Genomic DNA, 11,595 nt, shown 5'->3' on the forward strand with positions numbered 1-11,595 from the left:
CTTTTACAGAAAAGATTTTGAAAGATGAAAAAATGGTCTGAATTAAGCTTGGCGGAATTAAACAAAACCAAGTCGAAGTTAAAGGGTGCTTTAATTGGATTTATCATATTAGGAGTGCTTATCTTTTTAGCCTTGTTTTTTCTCAGGGCAAAACTGGTGTTATTCATCCCAGCAATGGTGTTGCCCATCACCTGGTTACCTATTTACATCTCCTTAAAATCGGTAAATGATGAGATCAGATTACGTAATGCAACAAATATTAATCAATAAATTATATGCATCCTGATCTAATAAATTGCAGAAACTGCAGCCACATTGTAAATGATAAATTTTGCGGACATTGCGGCCAGCCAGTGCATGTTAAAAGAGTAGATGCGCACTATATCCTACACGAAATGCAACATATTCTACATTTTGAAAAAGGAATATTGTTTACCGTAAAAGAACTGCTCATCAGGCCTGGCCAAAATATCAGAACATTCATTACCGAGAACCGGAGCCGCTTGGTAAAGCCGGTTATATTTATCGTCGTTAGCTCATTAATTTATACGGTAATAAGTCATTTCTTCCATATTGAAGAAGGGTATGTTGAATTTAAGGAGGTAAAAAAAACAAGCATTGGTTTAATTTTCGATTGGGTACAGGGGCATTATGGTTATGCCAATATTTTAATGGGCGTTTGCATTTCCTTGTGGTTAAAATTATTTTTTAAAAAATATAACTACAACTTCTTCGAAATATTGATACTGCTGTGTTTTGTGATGGGAATTGGCATGTTAATCATTTCTGTTTTTGCCATTGCCGAAGGACTTAGTAAAATCAGTTTCATGAAAGTTTCGGGCGTTACAGGAGCAGTCTATACCACATGGGCAATTGCACAGTTTTTTAACGGGAAAAAAGTAGGAAGCTACCTAAAAGCAATTATTGCTTATAGCTTGGGGATGTTAACATTTGGCCTTGTGTTAGTGCTTTTGGGCGTTTTAGTCGATGTATTGATAAAACATTAATTACGCAAATAATAAGGCATTGCCATTCCTTCCTGATCAAATTATTCGCGTTGCGCTGCTTCGAAAATAACTTTAAAACTTGTTCCCTCCCCCGGTATTGAATTCACCTGAATCTTTAAGTTAAGGTAATTCGCTATGCTTTTTACAATGGCAAGCCCTAACCCATAACCCGCATTTTCGGCATGACCGGTTTTTTTAAAACGGTCAAATACATGTGGTATGTCTTCTGCTTTAATGCCCTGGCCACTATCGCTAACCTGAATGCAATAATAACCTTTTTCAAGATGATCAGAAATCTGTATACTTCCATTTTCTTTGTTAAACTTAATGGCATTGTTAATTAAGTTATAAAAGAGCTGAAACAAAAGATCATGATTGATGTGGCTTAAACGCTTATTGTGGCTAAGGTTGATGTCGATCTGAATGTTTTTTTCTTCAAGCCTATGGCTTATTTCTTCCACTATTTCATTAAAGAGTGTTTGCGGTTCTATCTCTTCCTGCTTAGAGAATTGCTCATTTTCTATTCTCGAAATGAGCAAGAGCGAACGCGATATTTTCTTTAACCGCTCCAGTGTTTTCATCATATCAACAATATGTTCCTGTACCGCTTCTGATGCCGATTCTTCAGTAAGCAGGTTTTCCATCTTGTTTTGTAATATACTAATGGGCGTCATAAACTCATGCGAGGCATTGGCCGTAAATTCCCGCTCCTTTTCAAAAGCCTCGTTGATCTGGTCCATTAACGAAATGAGTGAATGATCAAGGTATTTAAAGTCTTGCGTACTGGTGTTAATATGGCCATGTTTCTTTTTAAAGGGAAACCGGCTATTAATTAGCCTTAATTTGATAATCTGACCAAGTGGTTTGATTAACTGACGGGTAAAAATCAAATCTATGATAATACTCAGGGCAATAAGAATGATGAGCACATATAAGGCAAAACGTTGGAGCGCATCATTGTAAAGGTTGATACTGGCAGTGGTTTTACCGATTTCTAAGAGGTAGTTTTTTTGGTTTTTTTGAAAAGTAAAACTCAGTACCCGATAAGCGATCGTATCTTGTTCTACAATCCGTTTGGTATCGCGTATGGTATCTAATTTTAGTGTTTGTGCTACCATTTCGAGTGCAATGTATTCATCTTTCAGCATGGTGTAGCTGCCATAACTGTTATCGCCTTCGAAGTAATAATCTATTCCGTTTTTGTTGATGTTTTGGAGTACTTTTTTTTGCTGGTTTCTAAGTGAAAAGTTGGTGTAGTTAGAAGCAACCTGCCCGATGAGAAAAGGAAGCAATAGGATAAACAGGCCTACAATGGCAAGTTTAGATCCAGTAATAAATAAAGTAAGTTTAGTAGATAGTTTCAAATTACTTTTTTAATTCTATAACCAACGCCTCTAACGGTTTCTAACCATTCGGTAGGGGCGTAAACATTTAATTTCTTTCTGATATTTTTAATGTGTGCATCAATGTAGTTCGAATCGTAATCATCATCTACAAAGTTGCCCCAAATATGTTCGCTCAATTGTATTCTGGTAAGCACCCTGTTTTTGTGCAGCAAAAGGTAACTTAAAAGATCAAATTCTTTGCGCGAAAGTTCAATCTGCTCTTCCTCAAAAAATACAAAGCGTTTTTGCAGATCGATGCTAAAGTTTCCGAGGGGAATTAATTCTTCGGTAATGTTAAACTTTCGCCTTGCTATGGCTTGCATGCGCGATTGAAGTTCTGGTAAAAAGAAGGGTTTCGCTAAATAATCGTCCGCCCCCATGTCTAAGCCCGCCACGCGGTCTTCTAATTTACCCCTGGCCGTAAGAATAATGTAAGCGGCATCAGGATTGCTTTTCTTCGCCTTGCTAAGCAGTTCAAAGCCGTCGCCATCTGGCAAACCTAAATCAATAAGCACATAATCATATTGGTTTAGCTCTAGCTTATTAAAACCCTGTTTAAAACTATGGGCCATATCGCACAAGAAGAAAGCCTTTTTAAGAAACTTTTCCATTTCAAAGGCAAGCGTTTTTTCATCTTCTATAATCAGTACCTTCATGCGGATTAAAATTGGTAGTAAACTGCTAAACCAAAGAAAGATTGTTGGTGTTTTACGTTTTCTTCTTTTCTGTTTCCAAGTATGGAGAATTGATAACTGGCTTCTGCAAGGAAATTTCCATTACTCCAGTTTAAAGGTAACTTAAAATTGTAAGACAATAGTTTAAACTGGTTGACCGTATTTTCAACTACCTCAGTGGTGCTCCCGTTAACGATTCCGGGAGCGGTATCACTTTTTCCCTTTCCATTCCCATTCGAGTTCTGCCTTTTGTTTTTTTCGATGATATAGGTTTCATAAAAGTGGGTTGTGCCTGCTGTAATTTCTATAGCTGGTGTAATTGAAATAAGGTTCTTTTGGTTGAACACCGTTCCCAGTTCAATTTCTTTTGAGTTCCCAAAACTAATAAATCCATCGGTTTGCTTTCCGAAGGCCAAATCGAGACTAAGATCTGTTTTAAACCAAGGCCATTGGTAGGCAGCCGATGCATTGATGTTATTGTTATTGGATGCCTGGAGCAAAGGAGAATTAGCAGGAAAAAAAGAATGGGTATAAGCTAGTCCGGCGGTAAATTTTTCATTAAAATCATAATCGTAACCTACGCCCAAATCTGTTTCCGAAATGGTAGAGCCATAGTTTAAGAGCTTATAACCACCGCCCGAAAAATATAAACCGCTTGGAAACCGTAAGGTAGCGTTAAAGAGTACATACGGGTATTTTTCAGGGGTAACCTGTCCGTAATAATTGATGTTACTATTGTACATGGCTGCGAGTGTAAGCGTAGCTTTTGTAGAATCTTGCTGTGCCTTTACATTCGATATCACCAAAAATGAGAAGAAAATCAAGAGACGGATGCGCATATATTTATGGCCTTTTAATCTTAGGTTTAATAATCTTGATGGGTTTTACCTTTACATTAGGCTTTACCGCCATGGGTTTTAGCTGTTTTTTGGCTTTTGGTACTTTTTTGATCTGGAGCGGCTCTGGTTTTTGATTTTCAGGCTGCTTGTCTTTTTTTTTCTTATCCTGTTTTTTAAGCAGTTCTTCCTGCTGATTTGAAACAGTTAAAGTGGTAGAATCTTGTTGCACGGCAAAAACACCCGATAACGGGACAATTGCCAGGCAAAAAATAATGGCGAATCGGATCATTTTATAAATATAAAAAAAGTTTACCCCCTAAGAGGTAAACCCTACCTAAAAACCACCATACATGGTGCGCTCACATTTCAAAAGTAGAATGGCAACATGAAATTAAGATGAAAAAAATAAAATTTAAATTTCATGTTGGTTTCATCTTGGCATCTCAACTTTGAAGCGTAAAACTTTAAATAAAATCTACAGTTATGAAAACAAATTTTGTAAATACCATTTTAGCCGTCTTTGTTGTAATCGGGATGACTGCCTTTTATGGATGTAAAAAAAATGAATCAAGCCAGGGAACAACTAAAGTTCAGATTAAAATGACCGATGCCCCGGGTAACTTCGATAAGATTAACTTAAGTGTAAAAGAGATTGTACTGGTATCGGGCGATAAACCTTATGTATTTGCAGCAAGTGCAGGTATATTCGATATTCTTGATTTTAGGATCGGCACCAGTAATCCTGATATTTTGGTTGCTTCGGGTGAAATGCCTTCAGGTGAAATTACAGAGATCAGACTGGTACTTAACGAAACCGGAAATACAATTGTAGTAAATGGTGTTCAGCAGGAACTTAAAACGCCAAGTGCACAAACATCTGGCTGGAAGGTGAAATTAACCGCTAATCCTGAATTGGTTGAAGGCGCTGCTTATACATTGCTATTAGACTTTGATGCGGCGAAATCTATCGTAAGCACCGGAAACGGAAAATATTTATTAAAACCAGTGGTACGTGGAATTACAGCAGCAACTACCGGATTAATTTCGGGAACTGTTTTGCCTTTAGCAAGCCATCCTGAAGTATTGGTTATTGCTGGTACAGATACTGTGGGTACCGTTGCCGATCCTTTAACTGGTAAATTTACAGTTGGTGGCTTATCTTCAGGTACCTACTCAGTTAAATTTGCACCGGTTGTTGGTTATAGAGATAGTACCATTACTGCTGTTAAAGTGGCTTTAGGGCAAAACACATCGTTAGGCACGGTTACTTTAAAACAGTAAAACCCATTATTCATATCTAAATTTAAAACGATGAAAAAGCTATTCTTGCTGTTGTTACTTGTGGTAAGCGGCAGCCTTACTTTTAAAGCTCAGGCCCAGGTAAGTGTAAATATAAACATTGGGACACAGCCTGCATGGGGCCCAACCGGTTACGATTATGTAGATTATTACTACCTGCCAGATATTGAGAGCTATTATTATGTACCTAAAAAACAGTTTATTTATATGGGTGCAGGAGGCTGGGTTTTTACCACATCGCTTCCACCGAGATATAGGGGATACGATTTATATAATGGGTACAAGGTTGTAATTAATTCTCCTCAGCCTTATCGCTATTTTAAAACCCATAAAGTAAAATATGCCAAATTTAAAGGCAACCATGGTCAATCGGCAATAGGGAAAAGCAAAGGACAGAAATATGCACCGGCTAAGGGTAATGCGAAAGTTTATAAAGGTGCTAAAGGAAAACCCTCACAGCATTTTAATAAAGGAAACGGAAATGGCAAAGGCCATGGAAACGGTAGGGGAAAACATTAGTTGTTTGTGTAATAAAGAAAGAAACCCTCCAAATTTGGAGGGTTTTCTTTTTAATTTCTTTTTTGTTGCCCCGGAGCAAAAGGTTTGGCCGATTTTGAACCTGTTCCTTTTTTGGCTTGCCCTGGAGGAACTTTTCCGCTATTACCAGCAGTTCGGGTACTATAACAAGCACTGGTAAGCAGCATTCCCGATAACGCTACAATAAGATATATCTGTTTCATAATAATATGTTAGCGATAACTGTGCCAATTGATGTTATCTTTTTTATTAATCAAGTCATGAATTTACTTTCCCGGAAAATCCATGGGATAGGTTTGTTGATTGTATTTCAGATCCATCTCCTTTAAAAACGCTTTCCGCTCTTCTGTTACCGATTGGGATCTCTTTGGATCTTATCGCTGCTTATGCGAAATTTTTCTTCCTGCTATTGTTTTAACTGTCTGATCCAGGTAATCAACCCACAACTTCAAATTAATAGAATTTAATGTGCTGTGAATAAAGTGAATACGTTTACAGTATAAAATATGAGTACATTAGTGTTTACAGTATTGTAGCCTGATGATAACATTTAAAGTATGAATGCCCTAGGAAAGTCTGTTAAAAGAATATATGTACTATTGTTTGCACGGCGGATTTTTTATCCCGTGAATCTTTTTTTGTATAAGCTGAGTCTGTTCGGATTGGGTCTCAGGAATTATGAGAACGATACTGTGTCTGGTGAGAAAGCATTTATTAAGTTTTTGAAAGCTCTGGGAAAGTTTGATTCTGGGGCGATTCTAGACATTGGTGCCAATTTAGGTAACTATTCGATGATGCTGAGAAAGAATGGGATTACCCAGCCAATCTTTGCTTTTGAGCCACACCCGGTAGCATTCAGTAAACTAAGTGAGGTCGCAGTGGCGTACAATTTCACAGCGGTGCCAGAGGGAGCAGGGGAAGCACATAGTGTGGCTGCTATTTACGACTATCAGGGTGATGGCGGATCCGAACATGCCAGCATGTATAAAGGCGTAATAGAACATCTTCATAAGGGGAAAGCCGAGGAAGTGGCTATTGCCCTTACCAGCATTGATGAATTTGTAGCGAAACATGATATCTCGAAGATCGCATTATTAAAGATCGATACAGAAGGTCATGAGCTGAGTGTGCTGAAAGGAGCCAGGCAAACCATCGCCAGCGGAATGGCGGAAGTTATACAGTTGGAGTTCAATGAGATGAATGTCATCTCCAGAACCTTTTTCAAGGATATTGTGGATATATTACCTGGATACGATTTTTATCGGATGTTGCCCGACGGGCTGAAAGCGCTGGGGCCGTACAACAGCACGAACTATGAAATATTTTCTTTTCAGAATATTGTCGCGCTGAAGCAGCTTCATAACTAATAAGCGTTTTTATCTCCTTTGATCATATTCATCAGTGTCTGGAAAATGATCTGGCAATCTAGCCATATACTATAATTTTCAATATACCACAGATCAAAGTCAACACGTTTCTGCATCTGGCCTTCGATCTTGGTTTCACCCCTGTAGCCGTTCACTTGCGCCCAGCCTGTAATTCCTGGCTTCACTACATGCCTCAGCATATAATTCTGTATGGTGTTTTTTGATTCCTGGTGTAATGGAATAGGATGGGGGCGTGGTCCTACCAGTGCCATATCTCCCATTAAAACATTGAAAAATTGCGGAAGCTCGTCGAGATTTGTTTTCCGAAGGAACCTTCCTGTCGGGGTAACCCTTGAATCGTTCAGTGTGGCCTGAAGATATTGTCCATTTGTGTTTATGGTAGCGCTGTTGCTTATCATCGAGCGGAATTTATAGCAGGTTATTTTTTTGTTGTTTAAGCCCTGTCGCTCCTGTTTAAAAAGGATGGGACCAGGGGAAGAAAGTTTGATGAGCAGGCCAATGAAGGGAAACAGCCACCAGAAAACAGTAATGAAAAGTATGGTGGTGAGGCAAAGTTCAAAAATGCGTTTGAACCTTTGTTTGGCCGGATCATCCAACGGAGAGGTACGGATCGTTAAAAGCGGAAATGTGCCGAATAAATTCATGCTAGCCGTTGAAGTGCAGAAGCGGTGGCAATCTGCTATAATCCTTACCCGCTTGGCTTCTTTTTCACTGGCGATAATAATTTTTTCCATTTCTGTATTCTGCGTTTCCGGCAGGGCTACAATAACATCGTCAATTTCATGATCTTCCAGTATCCGGGAGAGATCTGATATTTTTCCCAGATATTGCCCATTGAGATAAGGATTGGTTTGCTCATCTATAAATCCAATACACCTGTACCCGAAATGGTCGTTAGATGTAATGGTGTTATAGAATTTCATTCCGGTATCCCCTGTGCCTATTATCAGTACGTTTTTTATATTATAACCATTTGATCTCAGCCGCAGCAATGATTGTTTAACAATGAATTTAATCACTGTAATACCTGTGAAAATTAAAAGAGCATGTAGTAAAGTAAAGGTTCTAGGGTAAGGATAGTGCTTAAAACAATAGAAGAACAGGAATGTGAAGAAACAGGTATGAAGTAAGGTGGTTTTGAGAATAGCTATAAATTCGTAAGCGAACGACCTTGTTCTAAATTCCTCGTATAAATGGACGGACATCCCAATAATGGTCCATGAGGTGATACTTATACTAAACAGTAATAGGTTGAATAACGAAAAGAACACACTTCTCAAACCAAAAATATAATGATAAATGCACAGAAATGCCAGTAGCAATACAAGGTAATCTATCAGGAGTCTTGCTAAGAAATTAATAGGGGTGCCAGTTTTCATTTTATGCGCGATTAGAGGATTATGAATGGGAACAGCTTATTCTTAATTAGTTTAGGATGGTGTTGAACACTTCCATAAATTGGTTTTCAATATGTGTTATGTCGAATTTTTTTTCTGCATATGCACGGCCATTATGGCCCATTTTCCTTCGTAACACGGGGTCGGCTACCAGCTTCTCAATCTGCTGGAAAAAGCCTTGTAAATTATCCGGTGTAATACAATAGCCTACTTTGTTATCTACTACAATAGCGGCGCTCAGGTTATCTGGGGGCATTGCCAGTACTATTGGTTTTTCTGCACACAGGTAAGCGAGTACTTTCGAAGGCACTGAGTAGGCGCTAGCATCATTTTCTAGTATAGCCAGTAGGATGTCTGCAGTGCCGAATACTAGGCTCATTTCTTGAAAATCCTGAAAGGGAAGTAACAGGAGATTGTCCAGCTGCTTTTTCTCTTTTTCTTTTTGCAGGAAATCTGCCCCTAAACCTTCGGAGATGATAATAAAAAGCACTTCTTTATGCTTGCGGAAATATTGGGCAGCGGCAGATAGTATGGATGGATTATGCTTTAATCCAAGCGTACCCGAATAAACTACACAGGTTTTATCAGCCACCTGGTGCCGGTTAGCCCATTCATTGTTCTTGCCTGTAAGTATTATTTCAGGAAGAGGTGCCCAGTTGGGAATGTAGGTTACCCGCTTCGGATCAATCTTCCATTTTTGAAAGAGATCATTAAAGGCCGGTGTAATACTGATCACATGTGTGCTTTTTCTCAGCAGTCCGGCTTCCAGTTTTTTGAAGTAGTACCACAGTGGGAAGCCTATAAAACCCAGTCGTTGTTTTGCAATCTTCTGAATGGCAATGGAATAGATGTCCTGGCACCAGTATACAAATTTGATTCCCTTCCTGATGCAGTATTCTTGTAAATGCTGCTGCACAAATAATGGGGTTGTACTGCTTACCACCACGTTAGGCTGAAATGTTTTCAGTGTAGTGATGAGCTGCTGAGCATATTCAACTTCCTGTTTCCGTCTTTTTAAAAGAGAATACTTTTCGAATTTACCTTTAATGGTTATGGGCAGTACGCTTAGGCCAGATCCTGAATGGTGAAGGTCTTCAAAGTTTCCTTTTGGCGATTGGAAGGAAACTGAATAAGCATGCAATACCTGATGCCCGCTTTGTGCGAACTGCTTACTAAGCTGAAGGGTGAAGGCGTGGCCTGAGTGATCGTTAACTACAATTTTCATATGTTTTTCCTTTTATATAAAAGATCCATTTGTAGGATTTGTAATTTATCGGATTGAAGGAAGCCTACAGGAGCAATGAATTCAAATCCCAGTTCTTTTACAAAATCATGCATTTCATCAAACAGAGGTTCACCCTCGTACATATGAACAAAAGAAGTTTCAAATAACAGATAGTCAATTTGCTGCAAACTGGCCATTGCACCTTTCAATACTTCCTTCTCAAACCCCTGTACATCCATTTTCAGTAATACCGGTGACGTAAAGATCACCTTGTGGCGCAGGTCATCCAATCGTTGTACCGGTATTTCTATCCGATGGGAGGTAGCTGTTTTAGGCAGCATATTTTTTTGCAGTGCAGATACGTTTAGGGCAGAGCTGGCATGAGAGTAAGTATTGCTGTAAAATTCGAGCATTCCTGTAGAGTTGCCCAGGGCCATGTTGTAAGTGCTAATGCCGTTTAACCTGCGCGTATTGTGTTGTAAAATAGGATATACTTCGGGAAGGGGCTCAAAGGAGTGTATATGCGCCCCAGGGTAGAAGTGATTTGCAGCTATTGCAAACTGGCCCTGATTGGCGCCTACATCTATAATAGCTCCTAATACCGGTATGTAATGCCTACAGTTGTGCAGTATCAGTGTAGAAGCAACCGAGGCACCTTTTTCTGATAGCGACCTGAGGCTCCTGCCTGAGGCCAGGAATACTTTTAAGGCATTTGTTATTTTAAAAAGCATATTCATGTCGAAAATTTGAGGTTCCAGCAGTCTTTATAAAAATTAATTGTTTCTTGTACACTTTTGTTCCACGTAAATTGTTGCGCCTGTTGCAGTCCCCGGGCAATCAGCCGTTGTTTAAATATTTCATTCTCCAACGAGCTGATCTTTTCGGCAAATAACAGGGGGTCTGGCCTGTCAGCCATTAGCCCTGCCCTGCCTACTACTTCGGGCATCGATGTCATATTGGTAGTTACTACAGGACAACCAGCTTTCATGGCTTCTCCCGGAGGAAATCCGAAGCCTTCATAAGCGGAAGTATAAAGAAGGCAGAAAGCGTGATTATATAATATATTCAGATCGGACTGGCTTATTGTTTGGAAAATACGATAGCGCCCTGGTATTTTTTTGTTCATCATATCTATTTCTTTTTTATCCCATGGCTCACCACCTACCACTACCAGGTTGAAGGACGGGGGCAGCAGCTCTATTGTTTTTACTGCCGTAAAAAAATTCTTATAATTCCTGCGGGCGCCTACATACAGGACAAATTTTTCACCGAGATCGATGTCAAGCGAACAATTGGCCGGTTGCTGTTTGCTAATCGGGTAGAAGTTACCGATGCCATGATGGATCACTTTTATCTTCGCTGGATTAATGCCGGGAAAAAAGTGAAACAGTTCTTGTCGGGTACTATCTGAGATACATATAATGCCATCGGCGCGTCTGATGCCATACGCTTTTTGCAATGTATTTGCCAGTCCCCGTGGGAACTTTGAGGCCAACTTTCGCTCATGTGCAAAATCATGCACGGTAAGGATATTCAGGATGTCCTTTTGAGGGGATATCCGTAGATATCCTCCATGAAAAATGGCAGCAGTAGGAAGGGCATAACGTAGCGGCAGATATCGCAGGTACTTTAGGGGAATCCTGCTCTCCTGGATACAATTGAAGCGATTATAGTCTATTTTGTTTTCAAAGATATTGTCTGATTGTGGCCTTGCATTTAAAAAGCCAATTGAAAGCTCGCTGTTGCACATGCCAGATAGCAGTTCATACCAGTAGGCAGATACACCGCCTGCTTTCTGAATAGAAAATACACTGTTGTCAAAAAATACCTGCATCTAAATTGTC

14 protein-coding genes are annotated in these 11,595 nt (G+C 39.4%); 5 read left to right on the forward strand and 9 right to left on the reverse strand.

Going from position 1 to position 11,595, the window contains the following annotated elements; genetic code table 11:
- Positions 1-24: 24 nt before the first annotated feature.
- Together EYS08_RS14250 and EYS08_RS14255 are read left to right on the forward strand one after the other, a co-directional pair.
- The gene (locus EYS08_RS14250) at positions 25-270 is read left to right on the forward strand and encodes a hypothetical protein (protein WP_131030673.1); all 246 of its coding nucleotides are present in this window, start codon (positions 25-27) and stop codon (positions 268-270) included.
- 5 nt (positions 271-275) lie between these two features.
- Positions 276-1,007, forward strand: coding sequence for a DUF3667 domain-containing protein (locus EYS08_RS14255; protein ID WP_131030674.1), 732 nt, complete (start codon positions 276-278; stop codon positions 1,005-1,007).
- Positions 1,008-1,048: 41 nt separating this feature from the next.
- Here the strand turns inward: EYS08_RS14255 and EYS08_RS14260 are convergent, their stop codons facing one another.
- From EYS08_RS14260 to EYS08_RS14275, 4 genes are read right to left on the reverse strand one after another with little or no spacing between them, the layout of a single operon-like run.
- Positions 1,049-2,371: a sensor histidine kinase gene (locus EYS08_RS14260; RefSeq protein ID WP_131030675.1), complete on the reverse strand. Its 1,323-nt coding sequence runs from the start codon at positions 2,369-2,371 to the stop codon at positions 1,049-1,051.
- A complete protein-coding gene (locus EYS08_RS14265; protein ID WP_131030676.1) occupies positions 2,368-3,048 on the reverse strand; it encodes a response regulator transcription factor in 681 nt (226 codons plus the stop codon). Before EYS08_RS14265 ends, EYS08_RS14260 begins: the two co-directional genes overlap by 4 nt.
- Before the next feature lie 5 nt (positions 3,049-3,053).
- The gene (locus EYS08_RS14270) at positions 3,054-3,905 is read right to left on the reverse strand and encodes a hypothetical protein (protein WP_131030677.1); all 852 of its coding nucleotides are present in this window, start codon (positions 3,903-3,905) and stop codon (positions 3,054-3,056) included.
- A 4-nt stretch (positions 3,906-3,909) separates the two neighbouring features.
- Positions 3,910-4,194 (reverse strand): hypothetical protein, encoded by a 285-nt coding sequence (locus EYS08_RS14275; protein WP_131030678.1) that lies wholly within the window; start codon positions 4,192-4,194, stop codon positions 3,910-3,912.
- 194 nt (positions 4,195-4,388) lie between these two features.
- Between EYS08_RS14275 and EYS08_RS14280 the strand changes: the two genes are divergently transcribed.
- Together EYS08_RS14280 and EYS08_RS14285 are read left to right on the forward strand one after the other, a co-directional pair.
- Positions 4,389-5,186: a DUF4382 domain-containing protein gene (locus EYS08_RS14280; RefSeq protein WP_131030679.1), complete on the forward strand. Its 798-nt coding sequence runs from the start codon at positions 4,389-4,391 to the stop codon at positions 5,184-5,186.
- A gap of 30 nt (positions 5,187-5,216) precedes the next feature.
- The gene (locus tag EYS08_RS14285; RefSeq protein WP_131030680.1) at positions 5,217-5,723 is read left to right on the forward strand and encodes a hypothetical protein; all 507 of its coding nucleotides are present in this window, start codon (positions 5,217-5,219) and stop codon (positions 5,721-5,723) included.
- Between the two features lie 50 nt (positions 5,724-5,773).
- Here the strand turns inward: EYS08_RS14285 and EYS08_RS25750 are convergent, their stop codons facing one another.
- Entirely contained in the window at positions 5,774-5,944 is a 171-nt protein-coding gene (locus EYS08_RS25750) for a hypothetical protein (protein ID WP_165456461.1), read from the reverse strand.
- A 354-nt stretch (positions 5,945-6,298) separates the two neighbouring features.
- Here EYS08_RS25750 and EYS08_RS14290 point away from each other — a divergent pair, with 354 nt between their 5' ends.
- On the forward strand, positions 6,299-7,108 hold the full coding sequence (locus tag EYS08_RS14290) for an FkbM family methyltransferase (RefSeq protein WP_131030681.1): 810 nt from the start codon (positions 6,299-6,301) through the stop codon (positions 7,106-7,108).
- On the opposite strand, the gene EYS08_RS14295 is transcribed toward EYS08_RS14290, so the two are convergent.
- The 4 genes from EYS08_RS14295 to EYS08_RS14310 are packed head-to-tail and all read right to left on the reverse strand — an operon-like array spanning position 7,105 to position 11,585.
- Positions 7,105-8,508, reverse strand: a complete 1,404-nt coding sequence (locus EYS08_RS14295; protein ID WP_131030682.1) for an undecaprenyl-phosphate glucose phosphotransferase — start codon at positions 8,506-8,508, stop codon at positions 7,105-7,107. The two genes, EYS08_RS14290 and EYS08_RS14295, sit on opposite strands and share 4 nt — an antisense overlap.
- 46 nt (positions 8,509-8,554) lie before the next feature.
- On the reverse strand, positions 8,555-9,751 hold the full coding sequence (locus tag EYS08_RS14300) for a glycosyltransferase family 4 protein (protein ID WP_131030683.1): 1,197 nt from the start codon (positions 9,749-9,751) through the stop codon (positions 8,555-8,557).
- On the reverse strand, positions 9,748-10,482 hold the full coding sequence (locus EYS08_RS14305) for an FkbM family methyltransferase (RefSeq protein WP_165456462.1): 735 nt from the start codon (positions 10,480-10,482) through the stop codon (positions 9,748-9,750). The genes EYS08_RS14300 and EYS08_RS14305 overlap by 4 nt, the downstream gene beginning before the upstream one ends.
- A gap of 2 nt (positions 10,483-10,484) precedes the next feature.
- Positions 10,485-11,585, reverse strand: coding sequence for a glycosyltransferase family 4 protein (locus EYS08_RS14310; protein WP_131030685.1), 1,101 nt, complete (start codon positions 11,583-11,585; stop codon positions 10,485-10,487).
- Positions 11,586-11,595 lie beyond the last annotated feature (10 nt).

Origin of the sequence: Pedobacter kyonggii, assembly GCF_004310665.1 — a bacterium.
GTDB lineage: Bacteria > Bacteroidota > Bacteroidia > Sphingobacteriales > Sphingobacteriaceae > Pedobacter > Pedobacter kyonggii.